This is a genomic window from Bacillus sp. EU55, from assembly GCF_038005925.1.
Classification (GTDB): domain Bacteria; phylum Bacillota; class Bacilli; order Bacillales; family Bacillaceae; genus Bacillus; species Bacillus velezensis.
Genome location: NZ_JBBOUE010000001.1, coordinates 483,712 through 501,491 on the forward strand (window position 1 = coordinate 483,712; position 17,780 = coordinate 501,491).

Sequence of the window (17,780 nt, forward strand, 5' to 3'; positions counted from 1 at the left end):
CTTTGATAAAGCGAACTGTAAAACGAATCGCAGATATGGTCAAAGGCACACTGACAAATCCCGTATTTGAACAAACAATGATTGAGGGCGCCGCAACCGATACGCGGACTTTGGAAAAAAATCAGCTGTTCATTCCTTTAAAAGGCGAGCATTTTAACGGCCACACCTTTGTGCCGCAAGCATTTGAAAAAGGCGTTTCCGCGGTGTTGTGGGACCGCTCTGAACCGAATCCGCCGGAAGAGCGTGCTGTCATCCTGGTCGATGACACGCTGGAGGCGCTGCAAACATTGGCAAAAGCTTATTTGAAAGAGCTCGGCACACGGGTTATCGGGGTGACCGGGAGCAACGGAAAAACGACAACGAAAGACATGCTTCACGCCGTTCTCGGCACGCAGTACCGCGTTCACAAAACCGCCGGCAATTTCAACAATCATATCGGCCTGCCGCTGACCGTGCTTGCCATGCCTGAAGATACAGAAATCGCCGTTTTAGAAATGGGAATGAGCGCGAGAGGCGAAATTGATTTTCTGAGCCGTCTTGCTGAACCGGAAGCGGCCGTCATTACCAATATCGGCGAATCCCACATGCAGGATTTAGGCTCAAGAGAAGGAATTGCGGAGGCGAAACTTGAAATTATAAACGGACTTCGGGAAGACGGCGTTCTGTTTTATTTCGGGGATGAGCCGCTGCTTCGCGAAAAGACGTACACTTGCCGGACAACGACATACGGCGCAGGCGCGGACAATGATCTCCGCCTGAAAGAAATAAAACAGGCGGAAGAAGGCACGTACTTCAATATCGACGGAATCGACCGTTCTTTCTTTATTCCGGTTCTCGGCAGACATAATGTGATGAATGCCATGTCCGCATACGCCGCCGGCATCTATTTCGGCATTACGCCGGAAAATGCCGCTCTGGGACTGAGCCGCCTGAAGGTGACGGGGATGAGATTGGAACTGGTCAAAACGGACAACGGCATCTCGATCGTAAACGACGCGTATAATGCGAGCCCGACGTCAATGAAAGCGGCGGTCGAATTAATCGAAACGATGAAAGGCTATCGGAAGAAAATGCTCGTGCTCGGTGATATGCTTGAACTTGGTGATGAAGAAAAAGCATTCCACGAAGAATGCGGAGCTGCGGTCAATCCGGCGGAAATCGACCATGTATTTACTTACGGCACACTCGGCGCATTCATCGCTGACGGAGCGCGCCGGCATTTTGAAGAAGGGCGCGTCAGCCATTATCTTGACAAAAAAGAACTGCTTCACGCCATACAGAAAATGGCCGATTCCGGCGATCTCCTTCTGTTTAAAGCATCGAGAGGTATGAAGCTCGAAGAAATCGTTAAAGATTTATTAGAGAAGAACTGAAAAAATACTGATCAGCATTATAAAAATATACAAAAATGAAGAAACTAATTCAGGGTGAAATAATTCTGTCCGTATGAAAAAGAAAGACCGCCGGCTGGGAAATCCCGTCCGGCGCGGGGTCCGGCCCCGTTCGCGGGAAGAATCCGGTCAGGCCGCTTCCGGCCGCCTGACCATCTCGCCTTATTGAAAAACACATAGTGTAATGGTAAGATTAAACGTAAAGTAATTCGGGCTTTGTATACGTATGATCCTGTCCTTTGGATGAAAGGGCGGTTTTTAGTGGTAAATCACGACATTACTGAAACAGCAATCAGAAGGAGTTTGAATAATTTGACTATAACGTTTCAAGATTTCCAATTAAGTTCTGATCTCATGAAATCAATCAATCGTATGGGATTTGAAGAAGCAACACCGATCCAGGCACAAACGATTCCGCTCGGACTTTTAAATAAAGATGTCATCGGACAAGCGCAAACAGGTACAGGTAAAACAGCTGCGTTCGGTATACCCCTTGTTGAAAAAATGAACCCCGAGTCTCCTAATATTCAAGCAATCGTAATCGCGCCAACCCGTGAATTAGCCATTCAAGTATCTGAAGAGTTATATAAAATCGGACAAGATAAGCGTGCGAAAGTACTGCCTATTTACGGCGGCCAGGATATCGGACGTCAAATCCGCGCATTGAAGAAAAACCCGCATATCATCGTAGGTACGCCGGGGCGTCTTCTTGACCATATCAACCGCCGCACGATCCGTTTAAATAACGTGAACACGGTTGTCATGGATGAGGCTGATGAAATGCTGAACATGGGATTCATTGATGACATTGAATCCATTCTCTCAAACGTGCCGAGCGACCACCAAACGCTCTTATTCTCAGCAACAATGCCTGCGCCGATCAAACGGATCGCAGAGCGTTTCATGACTGAGCCGGAACACGTAAAAGTAAAAGCGAAAGAAATGACTGTGTCCAACATTCAGCAGTTCTACTTGGAAGTGCAGGAGCGCAAAAAATTCGATACGCTGACTCGTCTTCTTGACATTCAGTCTCCGGAACTTGCGATCGTATTCGGACGTACGAAACGCCGTGTCGATGAGCTTGCTGAAGCCCTGAACCTTCGCGGATATGCGGCTGAAGGAATTCACGGCGACTTAACGCAGGCGAAACGTATGGTTGCGCTCCGCAAGTTTAAAGAAGGTGCGATCGAAGTGCTTGTAGCGACTGACGTTGCCGCCCGCGGACTTGATATCTCAGGCGTTACCCACGTTTACAACTTTGACGTGCCTCAAGATCCTGAAAGTTACGTTCACCGTATCGGAAGAACGGGCCGTGCAGGAAAAACGGGTATGGCGATGACGTTTATCACACCGCGTGAGAAAAGCATGCTTCGCGCGATTGAACAAACGACAAAACGCAAAATGGACCGCATGAAAGAGCCGACGCTTGACGAAGCATTAGAAGGACAGCAGCAGGTGACGGTTGACCGTCTGCGCACGGCGATCAGCGAAAACAACCTGAACTTCTACATGACGGCAGCTGCGGAATTGTTAGAAGATCATGATGCAGTGACAGTTGTGGCTGCAGCCATTAAAATGGCGACAAAAGAGCCGGACAGCACGCCTGTACGCCTCACTGATGAAGCGCCTATGGTCAGCAAACGCTATAAAAACCAGCGTACTTCTAAGCGCAGAGACGGCCAAGGCGGCGGCTACCGCGGCGGCAAAGGGAAAAACAACAACCGTTCTTCCTACGATAAAAAACGCTCAAGCGACCGCCGTTCTTCAGGTGACAGACGCCAGAAAAAATCATACTAAAACACAGGAAGCGGACCCTTTTACGGGGTCCGCTTTTTTTTTGATATGCCGGAAAGTGAATCTTTTTTGCAAATCAGCCGTATTTGTATGTATGATAAAAAATGGGAGGTAGGTATGTTGAGAGCACAGCCAAAAAATCGAATCAGTCCAAGCGGCTTAAAAGTCTGGCGTCTTCAGGAAATCATCCTGTCCGCCTTCTGTCTTCTGGCCGTTATAGCAGCAGCTGTTTTAAGCCATTTCTACCATTGGCCGTATTGGATCACCGGAGTCCTCGGCATCATTTGGGTTATCGGTTCAGTAATATCCGTCTATGCCATACCGAAAATCAGGCACAGGATCTGGCGCTATGAAGTCCATGAAAATGAAATTGATATTCAATCCGGCATTTTTATTATCAAACGGGTCATTGTGCCGATGGTGAGGGTGCAGCACGTAGATACTTCACAAGGCCCGCTCCTCAGAAAGTACCGTCTGGCCTCAGTCAAAATCTCCACGGCGGCAACCGTTCATTCCATTCCGGCGCTTGATATGGAGGAAGCTGACCGGCTGAGGGATTCCATTTCCCGTCTGGCAAGGGTGACGGAAGATGATGTCTGAGCCGAAACGTCTGCATCCGGCGGCCGTGATTTTGAACTTATTCCATATTATTATCGAAACCATTAAAAACATTATTCTGCCATTTTTTCTCGTCTATATTGTAAACTCCAACCACTTCATCCGCTTTTACGGAGGCATTGCGCTCGCCGTCCTGCTTATCTGGCTGATTACGGCTAGTGTGATTGAGTGGAGAAAATTTACATACCGGATTGAGGACGGAGAATTCAGAATTGAAGAAGGCTTGTTTTTTACGAAAAAGAGATACATCTCCATTGACCGGATTCAATCAATGAATACGAGTGCCGGCATCATTCAGCAGCTTTTTAAGCTTGTTAAGCTTCAAATCGAAACGGCCGGCGACGGGAAAAACGCCGAGGCCGTCTTATCCGCCATTACTGTGGAAGAGGCGGAACGGATCAGAGCGGCTGTTTTTCAGCAAAAAGCGGAGCAAGAAGAACGAGGGGAGACCGCAGCGGAGCAGGAACCGATGCGCGGGGAAGATGTGCAATCCGTTTACCGCCTGTCTGTAGGTGAGCTGCTTATGGCCGCCTCAACATCCGGGGGAATCGGTGTCATCATCTCAGCGGTATTCGCCCTCTTTTCTCAGATTGATGAAGTACTTCCGATGGACTGGCTCTATGACAGGTTTTCCTTTCTCAAGCATGCGAGCATCGGCATATACGCCGTGATCATTTTCATAGGATTGTTCATCGCCTGGCTGTTAAGCATCGCCGGTATGATGATCAAGCATGCCAACTTTAAAATAGAAAAAAAGGAACACGAATTGGTCATTACCAGAGGAATTATTGAAAAACATCAAGTGACAATCCCGCTCCGTAAAATCCAAGCCATTAAAATGAAAGAAAATGTGATCAGGCAATTATTCGGATACGCGACGGTGGCGATTGTCAGCGCCGGCAGTGCGGGGAATGAGAAAGAAGGAGCTCAGACGATTCTGTTTCCGATCATCCGCAAATCAAAGCTCGGAGTGATGCTGAACGGTTTCACACCGGATTACGTGCTGGAAGAAAACCGAAATCATTTGCCGAAAAGGGCGCTGCGCCGGTATTTATTCCGATCCATAATCTTCTCGGTTTTCGTGATCATCCCGCTTTGTATTCTGTTTAAACCGTGGGGATATGCATCGCTCCTTGTGCTTCCCGTCGAACTGGTGCTTGGATATGCCTCGTTTAGGACAGCGTCATGGTGCATAAACGGCGGCAGGCTTCAGATCACCACGAGGCTGGTCGGGAAGACGACCACGATTATGCTGAGAAGAAGAATGCAGATGTTTGAAGTCAGCCGCTCCTTTCTGCAAAAAAGAAGGCGGCTCGCATCTGTGGCTACCGCAGTGAAATCAGCTCACCACATGGAGCATGTCATGCTGAAGGATGTCAGCGAGGAAGATGCCGAACGCATCGGGCGCTGGTATTCATATGAAAAAGCGGACGGTTAATACCGCCGCTTTTTTTGCTGCACGCATAAAAAGGAAAGCAAAAATCCGCCTGCCAGTCCGAACAAATGCGCCATAATGTTAATATTAGAGTTGATAAACGTCGACAGCACCGCGATGATAAGCAGGGTCATAATCATTTTCGACTGATCCCGGCCGATCAGCTCCTTGCGGAAAACAGTCAAAAACACATACACGCCGAAAAGTCCGAAGATCGCGCCGGATGCGCCGACATGCACATAATCAAGCGGTTCGGCAAGATACGTGCCGATATTGCCGATGATGCCCGATACGATGTACACAATCAGAAAACGGACTTTTCCGAGCATCTGCTCAAGCGGGGGCGCGAATAAAAAGAGAGACATGGAGTTAAACAAAAGGTGAGTGAAATTCGCGTGTAAAAACATCGGTGTCACCAGCCGCCACCATTCTCCCGAGGAAACGCCGTAATTATAGCCTGTCACAGCATCTGACCACATCATGACGGAATGAAGCGGCATACTGAAAAACAGCCACAAGAACGCCTGCAGCGCCAAGATACAGCTGACGGCCGGATAACGTCTGATAAAAGTCTGGAAATTTTCCGTTCGTATAAACATCGCAAGCCCCTTTGCATCTGATTTGTTACATATATAGTAACACGTTTATGACATAAACCGTTTTTTAGTACGGACTTTTAGGAGGAATTCACATGATTTTCGGAATCGGAATCGACATCGTTGAACTGCACAGAATTGAAAACATGCTCAGCCGGCAGGCGAGGTTTCCGCAAAGAATATTGACGGAGGCTGAATACGCCCGTTTTACATTGCTGTCGGACAAAAGGAAAATTGAATTTCTCGCGGGAAGATTTGCGGCAAAAGAAGCCTTTTCGAAAGCATACGGCACAGGTATCGGCAAAGAGCTCAGCTTTCAGGATATTGAAACCGGAAACGACACGGCGGGAAAACCAGTGCTGACCTGCGCCAAGCTTGACGGCGCGGCGGTTCACGTTTCCATTACCCATACAAAAGAATACGCCGCGGCACAGGTCGTGATTGAAAGGTTGTCACGCTAGTCTGCATATTAGCCGAAACCCCTTCATATATTTGATAGTGCATTAAGGGAGACAAGTTGTTTGAGGCTTTTATGGTACGCGTCCGTCCGTTCAGGGCGTACCGTTAAAGTCAAACAAGCGATTTCTTCCCTTTACATCAATTGAGAAGAAGGGGTTGAAAAAGGTGAGAAAAAGCTTTGTTTTGCTTTTAACGGGACTGCTTGCCGTCCTTATTCTTTCGGCCTGCGGCCAAAAGTCACAGGAAGATATCGTGAACGGTTTAGATAAGAAGGCGAAAGAATACACCTCGTATAAAGCGAAAGCCAAAATGACCATTGAAACGGGGAGTGATCCGCAAGTATATAATGTGGAAATCTGGCATAAAAAACCTTCCCTGTACCGGGTCTATCTGGAAAATCCGAAAAAAGACCAAAACCAAGTCATTTTACGGAACGCCAACGGAGTCTTTGTCCTCACGCCGTCTTTAAATAAGAGCTTCAGATTCCAAAGCGACTGGCCGAATAACAGCAGCCAAGTATATTTGTTTGAGTCACTTATAAAGGACGTGCAGCATGACAAAGACGCCGTCTATTCCGCCAAAGATAAAAAGTACACGTTTGAAACAAAAACAAACTATCAGCACAACAAAATGCTGCCGACTCAGGAAATCACTTTCAACAAAAAGGACATGAGCCCGTCGCTCGTTAAAGTTATGGATACAGACCGGAAAGTGATGGTAAAAGTCGAATTCAAAAGCTTTGAATTCAACAAACCGTTTGATAAAGACTCTTTTGACGAGAAGAAAAATATGACGCTTTCCCAGATGGACGTCGCCACAAGCGCCAAGCCGTCTGATTCATTTGCGGTCAAAACACCGCTTCAAGTGCCGGCCGGCGTCAAAAAGCTTGAAGAGAAAGATATTTCAACTGCGGACGGCAAACGGATCGTCATGACTTACGGCGGAGAAAAATCCTTCACCCTTATTCAAGAAAAAGCCCATATCGCAAAAGCCGCCTCTGCCGTCACGCTGAAAGGCGAACCGGTTAATCTCGGCTTCACGGTGGCCGCATTATCTGATACGTCTTTAACGTGGACATATGACGGAGTGGATTATCTTCTGTCATCACAGGATCTGACAAAAGATGAAATGGTGGCCGCCGCCAAAAGCATGCAGGGACAGTCGTCAAAATAACGTCAAAAAAGAGGCCGCCGCTGTCGGTCTCTTTTTTGATTCCATTTCACTTTGCAGAATAATTTTAGTATGATAATAACAATATGAATCGAAAATAATGCTAGGAAGTGTATCGAATGAACACAGCATCCTTTTACAGAGAAACGTGGGCGGAAATCAACCTGTCCGCGATTAAAGAAAATGTCACGCATATGAAAAAACACATCGGGCAAAACGTCCATCTCATGGCGGTTGTAAAGGCGAACGCTTACGGTCACGGAGATTTGGAAGTTGGGAAAGCCGCGCTTGAAGCGGGTGCCTCTTGTCTTGCCGTAGCCATACTGGATGAAGCGATTTCATTGAGAAAGCGGGGCATTACAGCGCCGATTCTCGTGCTTGGCGCCGTGCCGCCCGAATATGTACAAGCAGCTGCCGAGTATGACGTAACACTCACGGGATATTCTGTTGAATGGCTTCAGGAAGCTGCGCGCCACCTCGGAAGTGCAACAGTGCCGTTTCATCTGAAAGTCGACACCGGCATGAACAGACTCGGAGTCAAAACGGAGGAAGAAATCCAAAGCGTGTTAAAAATCCTCGGTCAAAATCCCGGTTTAGTCTGTAAAGGCGTATTCACCCATTTTGCTACCGCGGATGAGAAAAACAGAGATTATTTCCTCTTCCAGTTTGACCGCTTTAAAAAATTGATCGCTCCGCTTCCTTTAAAAGAATTGATGGTGCACTGCGCGAACAGCGCTGCCGGACTTCGTCTTAAAAAAGGCTTTTTTAACGCGGTTCGTTTCGGCATCAGTATGTACGGGCTTCGTCCTTCTGCTGACATCCAAAGCGAAATTCCGTTTCAATTAAAACCGGCTTTTGCGCTGCACTCTGTTTTATCCCATGTGAAAAAGATCCGCAAAGGGGAAAGCGTCAGCTACGGCGCAACATATACGGCAGAGAAGGATCAATGGATCGGAACGGTTCCCATCGGCTATGCAGACGGGTGGCTCCGCAAGCTGAGCGGCACGTCTGTGCTGATCGGCGGCAAACGGATGAACATCGCGGGAAGAATCTGCATGGATCAATTGATGGTCGAATTAGATCAATCTTATCCGCCGGGCACCAAAGTCACCCTGATCGGCAGCCAGAAGGGAGAAACGATCACGATGGATGAAATCGCCGGGCGGCTTGGGACGATTAATTACGAGGTCCCTTGTACCATTAGTTCCCGCGTTCCCCGTATGTTTTTGGAAAATGAGAGTATAATGGAAGTAAGAAATCCTTTACTGCAAGATAATACAAGCAAGTAGCCGTCATCCGGAAAAAGAGAATTTATAAAACAGCTTTGCTTGACGTTTGAATAATGGTATCATTATGTCTGGATGGATGAATTGGTCGTATCCGTAAGTTTGGTGGAGGTGTATGTTTTTTGTCTGAATCCAGCGCAAGAACCGAAATGAAAATCAGCTTGCCCGAAAACTTAGTAGCTGAATTGGATGGTGTAGCGATGCGGGAGAAACGAAGCAGAAACGAACTGATATCACAAGCAGTGAGAGCGTATGTCAGCGAACGGACAACTCGCCATAACCGTGATTTGATGAGACGCGGGTATATGGAAATGGCGAAAATCAACTTGAATATCTCTTCTGAGGCTCACTATGCTGAGTGCGAAGCAGAAACGACCGTTGAGCGCTTAGTCAGCGGAGGATAATCATTTTGATTGTAAAGCGCGGCGATGTTTATTTTGCTGATTTATCTCCTGTTGTTGGCTCAGAGCAAGGCGGCGTACGCCCGGTTTTAGTGATCCAAAATGATATCGGAAATCGCTTTAGCCCGACTGCTATTGTTGCAGCCATAACAGCCCAAATACAGAAAGCGAAATTACCAACCCACGTCGAAATTGATGCAAAACGCTACGGTTTTGAAAGAGATTCCGTTATTTTGCTGGAGCAAATTCGGACGATTGACAAGCAAAGATTAACGGATAAAATAACTCATCTGGATGATGAAATGATGGATAAGGTTGATGAAGCCCTGCAAATCAGTTTGGCACTCATTGATTTTTAGTCATATTTTGGTTGCTCATATAGAGCAACTTTTTTTGTTTTCGAAAAACATAAGCGCTATAATAAAGAGATAATCAAACAAAATTTGTTGTTTTGTGTCGGGAGGTCAGTGAAACCCATGTCGAATCAGAAAGTGTATCAGTTCATCATTGATCAGCATGATGAACTGCTTGATACTTGGACAGCCAAACTAAAAGAAGTAGGCAATCAGGAAGACTATCAGCTTACGAATCACATATGTGAAAATATTTGTAAAGACTATATAGACATTCTTTTATTATCGACTAAAAATGACGAGGCTACGGAAGAGCAGATCAGTGAGCTCGCACTGCGCGCCGTTCAGTTCGGTCTGTCACTGAAACTTCTTTCAGCCACCCTGTCAGAGTTTTGGAAACTGCTTTACGAAACGATGGTCGACCTTAATATGGCCGATCAGGACAGAGCAGATTTGATTTTGGAAATAGACAGCTTTTTCAATCCGATCAACACGGAAATTTTAAATCAGTATTCTATCTCCTGGGAAAAAACGGTTACTTTGCAAAAAATCGCGCTTCAGGAATTGTCGGCTCCGCTGATCCCGGTATTTGAGCATGTAACGGTCATGCCGCTTGTCGGGACGATTGATACGGAGCGTGCAAAGCACATTATGGAAAATCTGTTAAACGGCGTCGTGAAGCACCGTTCACAGGTTGTATTAATTGATATCACGGGCGTGCCGGTCGTTGATACGATGGTGGCGCACCATATTATCCAGGCGTCAGAAGCGGTGCGGCTTGTCGGCGCGAAATGCCTGCTCGTCGGAATCCGTCCGGAGATTGCGCAGACGATCGTTAATCTGGGAATTGATTTGTCGCAGGTTATTACGAAGAATACCCTTCAAAAAGGAATTCAAACAGCGCTTGAAATGACAAATCGAAAAATCGTTTCATTGGGGGAATAACATTGTGAGACATCCAAAAATCCCGATCCTGAAACTGTATAACTGCTTATTGGTATCCATCCAATGGGAACTTGACGACCAGACAGCTTTGCATTTTCAAGAAGATCTGCTTAACAAAATCTATGAAACCGGCGCAAACGGGGTCGTCATTGACCTGACATCCGTTGACATGATCGATTCATTTATCGCGAAAGTGCTCGGCGATGTCATCACCATGTCTAAATTGATGGGCGCAAATGTCGTATTGACGGGAATTCAGCCGGCTGTGGCGGTCACATTGATTGAACTCGGAATCTCACTTGAGGAAATTGAAACGGCGCTCGATTTAGAGCAAGGGCTTGAGACATTGAAGCGGGAATTGGGGGAATAGCGATGAACGACCAATCCTGTGTGAAAATCATGACAGAATGGGATATCGTAGCCGCCAGACAGCTTGGCCGCAACGTTGCGAAGGAATTAGGCTTCGGCACGGTGGACCAGGCCAGAATCACGACGGCTATCTCAGAATTGGCCAGAAACATTTACTTATATGCAGGCAAGGGCCAGGTCAGCATAGAACAAGTAAACGACAGAGGGAAAAAAGGCCTTAAAATTATAGCAGAAGACAAAGGACCCGGAATCCCCGACATCCGTAAAGTGATGGAAGACGGCTTTTCAACGTCAGGCGGACTGGGAGCGGGACTTCCGGGCGTCAAAAGGCTGATGGACGAATTCAGCCTGCAATCTGTTGCAGAGGAAGGAACAGAGATTCAAGCCGTGAAATGGCTTCGGTAGGAGGTTAGAACGTGGATTTCAGGGAGGTTATAGAGCAGCGGTATCATCAGCTGCTTAGCCGATATATAGCCGAATTAACAGAAACATCTTTATATCAAGCCCAAAAATTCAGCCGAAAAACGATTGAACATCAGGTTCCTCCGGAGGAGATCATCAGCATCCACCGAAAAGTAGTAAAGGAACTGTATCCGGATCTGCCGGAAGATGTTTTTCATTCGCTGGATTTTTTAATAGAAGTCATGATTGGCTACGGGATGGCTTATCAGGAACATCAAAGTCTGAGAGATATCCAGCAGGAGCTTCGTTCAGAAATTGAAATTGCCGCAAATGTTCAGCAGACGCTGCTTGGCACAAAAATTCCTGAAGAAGAAGATCTGGATATCGGGGCAATCAGCGTCCCCGCCAAACAGATGAGCGGGGATTATTATCACTTTGTCAAAGACAAGGAATCGATTAACATCGCGATAGCCGATGTCATCGGAAAAGGAATACCCGCCGCATTGTGCATGTCGATGATCAAGTATGCCATGGACTCTCTTCCGGAGACCGGCATTCACCCCTCCCAAGTGCTGAAAAATCTTAACCGCGTTGTAGAACAGAACGTGGACTCAAGCATGTTTATCACCATGTTTTACGCAAACTACAATACGAAAAATCACCAATTTACATATGCTTCTGCGGGGCATGAACCGGGCTTCTACTACTCTGAAAAAGAAAAAAAGTTTTATGATCTGGAGGCAAAAGGATTGGTGCTGGGAATTTCTCAGGATTTTGATTACAGCCAATATGAACAGCACATGGACGAAGGAGACATGATCGTTCTTTTTTCTGACGGCGTCACCGAATGCCGTACCGAAAACGGTTTCTTAGAGCGCAGCGACATTCAGCGCATGCTGGAAGAACATATGGACTGCTCCGCGCAGGATATGGTCAAAAATATTTACGACAGCCTGCTGAGACTCCAGGACTTTCAGCTTCATGACGATTTTACGTTAATTGTTTTGAAAAGAAAGGTTTAAAAAAACAGCAGCACGGGTAAAAAGCCATTAGCACGAGTAAGGATAACTTTCAGAGGTGATACGATGAATTTAACGGTAGATATAAAGGAGAATCTTTCAGATATACAAATCAATATCGCTGGAGAAATCGATGTATACTCAGCTCCGGTGGTTCGTGAAAAGCTGATGCCCCTGGCAAACGAGGGGAAGGACATGAGAATCTGCTTAAAAGATGTAAACTATATGGACAGTACGGGTTTAGGCGTTTTTGTAGGCGTGTTTAAAACGGTGAGCAAGGAAGGCGGCTCTCTGAAGCTTGAGAATCTTTCCGACCGGCTCGTCCGTCTGTTTGAAATTACGGGGCTTAAGGACATCATCGACATTTCGGCAAAGTCAGAAGGTGGCGTGCAATGAGTACATCAGTTGATTATATAGAGATGAAAATTCCGGCCGAACCGGAATATGTAGGAATCGTCAGGCTTACGTTATCAGGGGTCGCAAGCAGAATGGGCTATACCTATGATGACATTGAAGATTTAAAAATCGCTGTCAGCGAAGCTTGTACAAACGCTGTCCAGCATGCATACAACGATGAAAATAAGGGAGAAGTATCCGTGCGGTTCGGTGTGTTTGAGGATCGGCTGGAGGTCATTGTCGCCGATCAGGGAGACAGCTTTGATTTTGATCAGAAGCAGCAGGATCTCGGGCCGTACACACCTTCGCACACAGTCGATCAATTGTCAGAAGGAGGGCTCGGTCTGTATTTAATGGAAACGCTCATGGATGAAGTCAAAGTTCAAAGCAACTCTGGCGTAACCGTGGCGATGACAAAGTATTTAAATGGGGAGCGAGTTGATCATGGCACAACCATCAAAAACTACGAAACTAACTAAAGATGAAGTTGATCGGCTCATACGCGACTTTCAAACACATGATAATAAAGAAGCCCAGGAAACACTCGTCGAGGTGTATACCAATCTCGTCGAAATGCTGGCAAAGAAATATTCAAAAGGAAAAAGCTTTCACGAAGACCTCCGCCAGGTCGGAATGATCGGACTTCTCGGAGCCATTAAACGGTATGATCCCGAGGTCGGCAAATCCTTTGAAGCATTTGCGATTCCGACCATCATCGGCGAGATCAAACGCTTCCTCAGAGATAAAACATGGAGCGTACACGTTCCGAGACGGATTAAAGAACTCGGGCCGCGCATTAAAATGGCGGTGGATCAGCTGACGACAGAGACGCAGCGGTCGCCGAAAGTCGAAGAAATCGCAGCCTTTCTCGATGTGTCAGAAGAGGAAGTGCTTGAAACGATGGAGATGGGAAAAAGCTATCAGGCGCTTTCTGTCGATCACAGCATCGAAGCGGATGCGGACGGAAGCACCGTCACGATTTTAGATATCGTCGGTTCGCAGGAGGAAGGATACGAACGCGTCAACCAGCAGATGATGATCAAAAGCGTGCTTCATGTGCTGTCCGACCGCGAAAAACAGATTATCGATCTAACATTTGTGCAAAATAAAAGCCAAAAAGAAACAGGGGACATTCTCGGAATATCTCAAATGCACGTCTCGCGCCTGCAGCGGAAAGCGGTGAAAAAACTGAGAGAGGCCTTGATTGGAGATCCCTCCATGGAGCTAATGTAATGATTCAGGTTGAAGAAAATGAACATGTTCAAACTCTTGTATACCAATTAAATAAAGAAGGCAAGTCCATATGCGGCGACAGCTTTTTTATGAAGGCGAATGAAGAAGAATTAGTTTGCGCGGTAGCGGACGGTCTCGGCAGCGGATCTCTTGCCAACGAATCCTCGTCAGCCATTAAAGACATCGTGGAAACGTATGCGGATGAGGATGTGGAAAGCATCATTGAGCGCTGCAATCAAGCGATGAAAAACAAAAGAGGGGCGACTGCCTCCATCTTAAAAATCAATTTCATCAAAAGGGAATTGACATACTGCTCGATCGGCAATGTCCGTTTCTTCCTGCACTCCCCATCAGGCGAAGTCTTTCATCCGCTGCCGATTTCGGGTTACCTCTCAGGCAAACCGCAAAGATACAAAACGTATACGTCATCATACGAAAAAGGGGCGAGGTTCATCATCTACACGGATGGGCTTGAGGTCCCGCATATCCGCACCTACTTAAAGCAGGGACACTCAATAGAAGATATATCAAAATCACTTCATCCGTACACAACATCCAGACGTGATGATTTGACCTATATTCTAGGGCAGCTTTTATCGTAAGGCTGCTTTTTTTATGTTCCGCCGTTTTTTGATACACTAGAGAAAGAATGAAGAGATGGAGGCTTTTGTGATATGGAAACGTTAGCCCTTTTGAAAAAACAAATTGCTGAAGAAACAGCGTTATCCCAAAAACATGTCGAAAGTGTCATCCGCCTGCTGGAAGACGGCAATACCGTCCCGTTTATTGCGCGGTACCGAAAAGAGCAGACCGGCTCAATGGACGAGGTGCAGATTCAGGCAATCTCCGAGCGGTGGCAATACATACAAAACCTGACGCAGCGGAAAGAAGAAGTCATCAGATTGATCTCTGAGCAGGACAAGCTGACGGAAGGGCTGAAGCAAAAAATCGAACAAGCGGTCAAGCTTCAGGAAGTCGAGGATTTATATCGTCCCTTCAAACAAAAACGGAAAACAAAAGCCACCGTCGCCAAAAGCAAAGGCCTTGAACCGCTTGCGGACTATATTCTTTCTCTCCCGAAAGAAAACCGCCTTCCCGACATCGCTGATCAATATATCAGTGCAGAAAAAGAAGTCGCTTCAAGAGAGGAAGCCATTGAAGGCGCGAAGCACATCATAGCCGAACAAATCTCGGATGATCCTCATTTCAGAAAGTGGATTCGCCAGGAAACGTATAAAAAAGGAATTCTCACTTCCGCGGCAGGCAAGTCAGCCGCAGATGACGAGAAAAACGTCTATGAAATGTACTACGAGTACGAAGAGCCGATCCAAAAGGTCGTTCCACACAGAGTGCTTGCGATGAACCGCGGTGAAAAAGAAGGAATTTTAAAGATTGCGATCGAACCGCCCGCCGATCAGATAAAAACTTATTTAGAAAAGCAAATCATCAAACACCGTGAAACGCCTGTGAAAGAAACGCTGAAAGAAGCCATTGAGGACAGTTACAAACGTCTGATCCAGCCGGCTATTGAGCGCGATATCCGCAAAGAGCTGTCAGAAAAAGCAGACGCGCAGGCGATTCATATTTTCGCTGAAAACCTGCGTAAGCTCCTGCTGCAGCCGCCGATGAAGGGAAAAGTCGTGCTCGGCGTCGATCCGGCCTTCCGTACGGGGTGCAAACTGGCAGTTGTTGATGAGACGGGAAAAGTGCTGAAAATCGACGTCATTTACCCGCACGCTCCCGTAAAAAAGACAGCGGAAGCCCGGAAAAAAATCAAAGAATTGCTGGACCGGTACGAAGTCGAGGTTGTGGCGATCGGAAACGGCACGGCATCACGGGAGACAGAGCAATTCGTCGTTGATGTGCTGAAAGAAACAGAGCGTGACATTTATTATGTCATCGTCAATGAGGCCGGAGCAAGCGTGTATTCCGCGTCAGAAATCGCCCGTGAAGAATTTCCGGATTTTCAGGTCGAAGAGCGCAGCGCCGTCTCCATCGCGCGGAGGTTGCAAGACCCGCTGGCCGAGCTTGTAAAAATCGATCCTAAATCCGTCGGCGTCGGGCAATACCAGCATGATGTGAGCCAAAAGCATTTAAATGAATCACTCCGTTTTGTCGTAGAGACCGTCGTCAACCAAGTCGGGGTGAATGTCAATACAGCATCAGCCGCGCTTCTTCAATATGTAGCCGGGTTATCCAAAACCGTTGCCGGCAATATCGTTAAAAAAAGGGAAGAGCTCGGCAAATTCACAAACCGCAAAGAGCTGAAAGAAATCCCGCGTCTCGGCGCAAAAACATATGAACAGTGCATCGGCTTTTTGAGAGTGCCCGGAGGACCGGAGCCGCTCGACCGCACCGGGATACACCCGGAAAGCTATAAAGAGACAAAGGCGCTGCTCAAAAAACTGCAGCTCACTGCGAATCAGATCGGAAGCGCGGACGTAAAAGAGAAAATAAGCGCACTGCCGCTGTCTGAAACGGCTGAAGAGCTCGGTATAGGGGAAATTACACTTACGGATATTTGCGGGCAGCTGACAAGGCCGGAGCGAGATCCTCGTGACGAAGTGCCGAAGCCTTTGCTGAAAAAAGACGTTCTGCAGCTTGAGGATTTAAAGGAAGGAATGGAATTGCAGGGCACCGTCCGCAACGTTGTAGACTTCGGCGCTTTCGTCGATATCGGCGTCAAACAGGACGGGCTTGTGCACATTTCAAAACTGAGCAATCAATTCGTCAAACATCCTCTCGACGTCGTATCGGTCGGAGACATCGTCACCGTATGGGTCGAAGGGGTGGACGTGCAAAAAGGCAGAGTGTCGCTGTCTATGGTAAAATAAAAGCACTGCTTACGAGCAGTGTTTTTTTCTGTAGAAATACCAGCACTGATTCAGCAGTTTGATTTGGTAATTGTCCTTTTTTAAAAACGCTTTTTGCATTTGTTTCATCAGCCAATTCGGCATGGCTCATTCCTCCTCAGCTTTTAGTTAGAGGTCGGTTTTAACTCATTGTATGCGAACGGTGAATTGTCCCGTTCAATGTTTTTAAAGCGGGGTGCACTTATGGATAACGAACAACTTCAAAAGCTGACGGAAGACATCTCTGCACAAGATTTCGGAAAGCCGTTCCGTCACAGAGCCTTCTTCAATGACCGGCTGAAAACGACAGGCGGCCGGTACATGCTGTCTTCCCATAACATCGAATTAAACCGCAAATATCTGATCGAACACGGGCAGAGCGAGCTGGTAGGAATCATCAAACACGAGCTGTGCCATTATCATCTTCATCTTGAGGGAAAAGGGTACAAGCACAGAGACAAAGACTTCAGAGACCTGCTTCAGAAAGTCGGAGCGCCGAGATTCTGCACGCCGCTGCAAACCAAAAAGCCACAAAAGAAAACATATATGTATAGATGCGCGGCTTGCGGCCAACAGTATATAAAGAAGCGGGCAATGAACCCGGAAAGATATGCCTGCGGAAAGTGCAGAGGAAAAATCAAAAGAATTTTTTAAAAAGGCTTGACTCATTTTAATGTTCTATGTTAAATTATAAAAGTCGTTGAGAGACAATGACACTTTCTTAAAAAAATAAATGTTGCTTCTTGACACAATATGCCGCATCATTTATAATAAAGAAAGTCTGATTATTCCACAGTAGCTCAGTGGTAGAGCTATCGGCTGTTAACCGATCGGTCGCAGGTTCGAATCCTGCCTGTGGAGCCATATGGAGAAGTACTCAAGTGGCTGAAGAGGCGCCCCTGCTAAGGGTGTAGGTCGCGTAAGCGGCGCGAGGGTTCAAATCCCTCCTTCTCCGCCAGATAAGTTCTCAACCAGACGGCCCGTTGGTCAAGCGGTTAAGACACCGCCCTTTCACGGCGGTAACACGGGTTCGAATCCCGTACGGGTCACCATTTACCTTC

General features: G+C 47.0%; 21 protein-coding genes and 3 tRNA genes. 22 read left to right on the plus strand and 2 right to left on the minus strand.

Features of this window, described 5'->3' with window-relative positions; genetic code table 11:
• Positions 1-2: 2 nt before the first annotated feature.
• The 4 genes from NYE50_RS02430 to NYE50_RS02445 all read left to right on the plus strand — a co-directional run bounded on the left by NYE50_RS02430 (position 3) and on the right by NYE50_RS02445 (position 5,241).
• Positions 3-1,373 (plus strand): UDP-N-acetylmuramoyl-tripeptide--D-alanyl-D-alanine ligase, encoded by a 1,371-nt coding sequence (locus tag NYE50_RS02430; protein WP_224988903.1) that lies wholly within the window; start codon positions 3-5, stop codon positions 1,371-1,373.
• A 330-nt stretch (positions 1,374-1,703) separates the two neighbouring features.
• Positions 1,704-3,188, plus strand: a complete 1,485-nt coding sequence (gene cshA, locus NYE50_RS02435) for a degradosome RNA helicase CshA (protein WP_014416963.1) — start codon at positions 1,704-1,706, stop codon at positions 3,186-3,188.
• A 117-nt stretch (positions 3,189-3,305) separates the two neighbouring features.
• Positions 3,306-3,785 carry a PH domain-containing protein gene (locus NYE50_RS02440; RefSeq protein ID WP_224988901.1) on the plus strand — a complete coding sequence of 160 codons (480 nt, stop codon included), beginning with the start codon at positions 3,306-3,308 and terminating at the stop codon, positions 3,783-3,785.
• The gene (locus tag NYE50_RS02445) at positions 3,775-5,241 is read left to right on the plus strand and encodes a PH domain-containing protein (RefSeq protein ID WP_031378638.1); all 1,467 of its coding nucleotides are present in this window, start codon (positions 3,775-3,777) and stop codon (positions 5,239-5,241) included. Before NYE50_RS02440 ends, NYE50_RS02445 begins: the two co-directional genes overlap by 11 nt.
• Here NYE50_RS02445 and NYE50_RS02450 read toward each other — a convergent pair.
• Positions 5,238-5,837, minus strand: a complete 600-nt coding sequence (locus NYE50_RS02450; protein WP_015239195.1) for a rhomboid family intramembrane serine protease — start codon at positions 5,835-5,837, stop codon at positions 5,238-5,240. The two genes, NYE50_RS02445 and NYE50_RS02450, sit on opposite strands and share 4 nt — an antisense overlap.
• 92 nt (positions 5,838-5,929) lie before the next feature.
• Between NYE50_RS02450 and acpS the strand changes: the two genes are divergently transcribed.
• The 14 genes from acpS to NYE50_RS02520 all read left to right on the plus strand — a co-directional run bounded on the left by acpS (position 5,930) and on the right by NYE50_RS02520 (position 16,701).
• Positions 5,930-6,295 (plus strand): holo-ACP synthase, encoded by a 366-nt coding sequence (acpS, locus tag NYE50_RS02455; protein ID WP_014304402.1) that lies wholly within the window; start codon positions 5,930-5,932, stop codon positions 6,293-6,295.
• A 154-nt stretch (positions 6,296-6,449) separates the two neighbouring features.
• Entirely contained in the window at positions 6,450-7,466 is a 1,017-nt protein-coding gene (locus NYE50_RS02460) for a LolA family protein (RefSeq protein WP_224988899.1), read from the plus strand.
• A 116-nt stretch (positions 7,467-7,582) separates the two neighbouring features.
• Positions 7,583-8,752, plus strand: coding sequence for an alanine racemase (gene alr, locus NYE50_RS02465; protein ID WP_053285486.1), 1,170 nt, complete (start codon positions 7,583-7,585; stop codon positions 8,750-8,752).
• Between the two features lie 119 nt (positions 8,753-8,871).
• Complete coding sequence (gene endB, locus NYE50_RS02470; RefSeq protein ID WP_003156188.1) at positions 8,872-9,153, plus strand: type II toxin-antitoxin system antitoxin EndoAI; 282 nt, start codon at positions 8,872-8,874, stop codon at positions 9,151-9,153.
• Between the two features lie 5 nt (positions 9,154-9,158).
• Positions 9,159-9,509 (plus strand): type II toxin-antitoxin system endoribonuclease NdoA, encoded by a 351-nt coding sequence (gene ndoA, locus NYE50_RS02475; RefSeq protein WP_003156187.1) that lies wholly within the window; start codon positions 9,159-9,161, stop codon positions 9,507-9,509.
• 117 nt (positions 9,510-9,626) lie between these two features.
• Positions 9,627-10,448 (plus strand): STAS domain-containing protein, encoded by an 822-nt coding sequence (locus NYE50_RS02480; RefSeq protein WP_159353821.1) that lies wholly within the window; start codon positions 9,627-9,629, stop codon positions 10,446-10,448.
• Between the two features lie 4 nt (positions 10,449-10,452).
• Positions 10,453-10,818 carry an RsbT antagonist protein RsbS gene (rsbS, locus tag NYE50_RS02485; RefSeq protein WP_007609584.1) on the plus strand — a complete coding sequence of 122 codons (366 nt, stop codon included), beginning with the start codon at positions 10,453-10,455 and terminating at the stop codon, positions 10,816-10,818.
• 2 nt (positions 10,819-10,820) lie between these two features.
• Positions 10,821-11,222 (plus strand): anti-sigma regulatory factor, encoded by a 402-nt coding sequence (locus tag NYE50_RS02490; protein WP_003156178.1) that lies wholly within the window; start codon positions 10,821-10,823, stop codon positions 11,220-11,222.
• Between the two features lie 11 nt (positions 11,223-11,233).
• The gene (locus NYE50_RS02495) at positions 11,234-12,241 is read left to right on the plus strand and encodes a PP2C family protein-serine/threonine phosphatase (protein ID WP_007609589.1); all 1,008 of its coding nucleotides are present in this window, start codon (positions 11,234-11,236) and stop codon (positions 12,239-12,241) included.
• 63 nt (positions 12,242-12,304) lie between these two features.
• Positions 12,305-12,634 (plus strand): anti-sigma factor antagonist RsbV, encoded by a 330-nt coding sequence (rsbV, locus tag NYE50_RS02500; protein ID WP_159353822.1) that lies wholly within the window; start codon positions 12,305-12,307, stop codon positions 12,632-12,634.
• On the plus strand, positions 12,631-13,113 hold the full coding sequence (gene rsbW, locus NYE50_RS02505) for an anti-sigma B factor RsbW (protein ID WP_007609591.1): 483 nt from the start codon (positions 12,631-12,633) through the stop codon (positions 13,111-13,113). Before rsbV ends, rsbW begins: the two co-directional genes overlap by 4 nt.
• The gene (gene sigB, locus NYE50_RS02510) at positions 13,079-13,867 is read left to right on the plus strand and encodes an RNA polymerase sigma factor SigB (protein WP_003156171.1); all 789 of its coding nucleotides are present in this window, start codon (positions 13,079-13,081) and stop codon (positions 13,865-13,867) included. The genes rsbW and sigB overlap by 35 nt, the downstream gene beginning before the upstream one ends.
• On the plus strand, positions 13,867-14,469 hold the full coding sequence (locus NYE50_RS02515) for a PP2C family serine/threonine-protein phosphatase (RefSeq protein ID WP_128496463.1): 603 nt from the start codon (positions 13,867-13,869) through the stop codon (positions 14,467-14,469). Before sigB ends, NYE50_RS02515 begins: the two co-directional genes overlap by 1 nt.
• A gap of 72 nt (positions 14,470-14,541) precedes the next feature.
• Positions 14,542-16,701 carry a Tex family protein gene (locus NYE50_RS02520; RefSeq protein ID WP_121984504.1) on the plus strand — a complete coding sequence of 720 codons (2,160 nt, stop codon included), beginning with the start codon at positions 14,542-14,544 and terminating at the stop codon, positions 16,699-16,701.
• 9 nt (positions 16,702-16,710) lie between these two features.
• Here NYE50_RS02520 and cmpA read toward each other — a convergent pair whose 3' ends face one another.
• On the minus strand, positions 16,711-16,824 hold the full coding sequence (gene cmpA, locus NYE50_RS02525) for a cortex morphogenetic protein CmpA (protein WP_159353823.1): 114 nt from the start codon (positions 16,822-16,824) through the stop codon (positions 16,711-16,713).
• A 99-nt stretch (positions 16,825-16,923) separates the two neighbouring features.
• Here cmpA and NYE50_RS02530 point away from each other — a divergent pair, with 99 nt between their 5' ends.
• The 4 genes from NYE50_RS02530 (at position 16,924) to NYE50_RS02545 (ending at position 17,771) form a co-directional block, all read left to right on the plus strand.
• Positions 16,924-17,373, plus strand: coding sequence for a SprT family protein (locus tag NYE50_RS02530; RefSeq protein WP_021495077.1), 450 nt, complete (start codon positions 16,924-16,926; stop codon positions 17,371-17,373).
• Positions 17,374-17,508: 135 nt separating this feature from the next.
• Positions 17,509-17,583 (plus strand) — tRNA-Asn (locus tag NYE50_RS02535).
• A 3-nt stretch (positions 17,584-17,586) separates the two neighbouring features.
• Positions 17,587-17,677, plus strand: a tRNA-Ser gene (locus tag NYE50_RS02540).
• A 19-nt stretch (positions 17,678-17,696) separates the two neighbouring features.
• Positions 17,697-17,771 (plus strand) — tRNA-Glu (locus tag NYE50_RS02545).
• Positions 17,772-17,780: the final 9 nt, after the last annotated feature.

Excerpts from the sequence above, each read along its gene's own strand:
- NYE50_RS02445 (WP_031378638.1), top strand. The coding sequence starts at position 3,775 with ATGATGTCTGAGCCGAAACGTCTGCATCCGGCGGCCGTGATTTTGAAC.
- NYE50_RS02450 (WP_015239195.1), bottom strand. The coding sequence starts at position 5,837 with ATGTTTATACGAACGGAAAATTTCCAGACTTTTATCAGACGTTATCCG.
- acpS (WP_014304402.1), top strand. The coding sequence starts at position 5,930 with ATGATTTTCGGAATCGGAATCGACATCGTTGAACTGCACAGAATTGAA.
- alr (WP_053285486.1), top strand. The coding sequence starts at position 7,583 with ATGAACACAGCATCCTTTTACAGAGAAACGTGGGCGGAAATCAACCTG.
- NYE50_RS02480 (WP_159353821.1), top strand. The coding sequence starts at position 9,627 with ATGTCGAATCAGAAAGTGTATCAGTTCATCATTGATCAGCATGATGAA.
- NYE50_RS02490 (WP_003156178.1), top strand. The coding sequence starts at position 10,821 with ATGAACGACCAATCCTGTGTGAAAATCATGACAGAATGGGATATCGTA.
- rsbV (WP_159353822.1), top strand. The coding sequence starts at position 12,305 with ATGAATTTAACGGTAGATATAAAGGAGAATCTTTCAGATATACAAATC.
- rsbW (WP_007609591.1), top strand. The coding sequence starts at position 12,631 with ATGAGTACATCAGTTGATTATATAGAGATGAAAATTCCGGCCGAACCG.
- sigB (WP_003156171.1), top strand. The coding sequence starts at position 13,079 with ATGGCACAACCATCAAAAACTACGAAACTAACTAAAGATGAAGTTGAT.
- NYE50_RS02515 (WP_128496463.1), top strand. The coding sequence starts at position 13,867 with ATGATTCAGGTTGAAGAAAATGAACATGTTCAAACTCTTGTATACCAA.
- NYE50_RS02520 (WP_121984504.1), top strand. The coding sequence starts at position 14,542 with ATGGAAACGTTAGCCCTTTTGAAAAAACAAATTGCTGAAGAAACAGCG.
- cmpA (WP_159353823.1), bottom strand. The coding sequence starts at position 16,824 with ATGCCGAATTGGCTGATGAAACAAATGCAAAAAGCGTTTTTAAAAAAG.
- NYE50_RS02530 (WP_021495077.1), top strand. The coding sequence starts at position 16,924 with ATGGATAACGAACAACTTCAAAAGCTGACGGAAGACATCTCTGCACAA.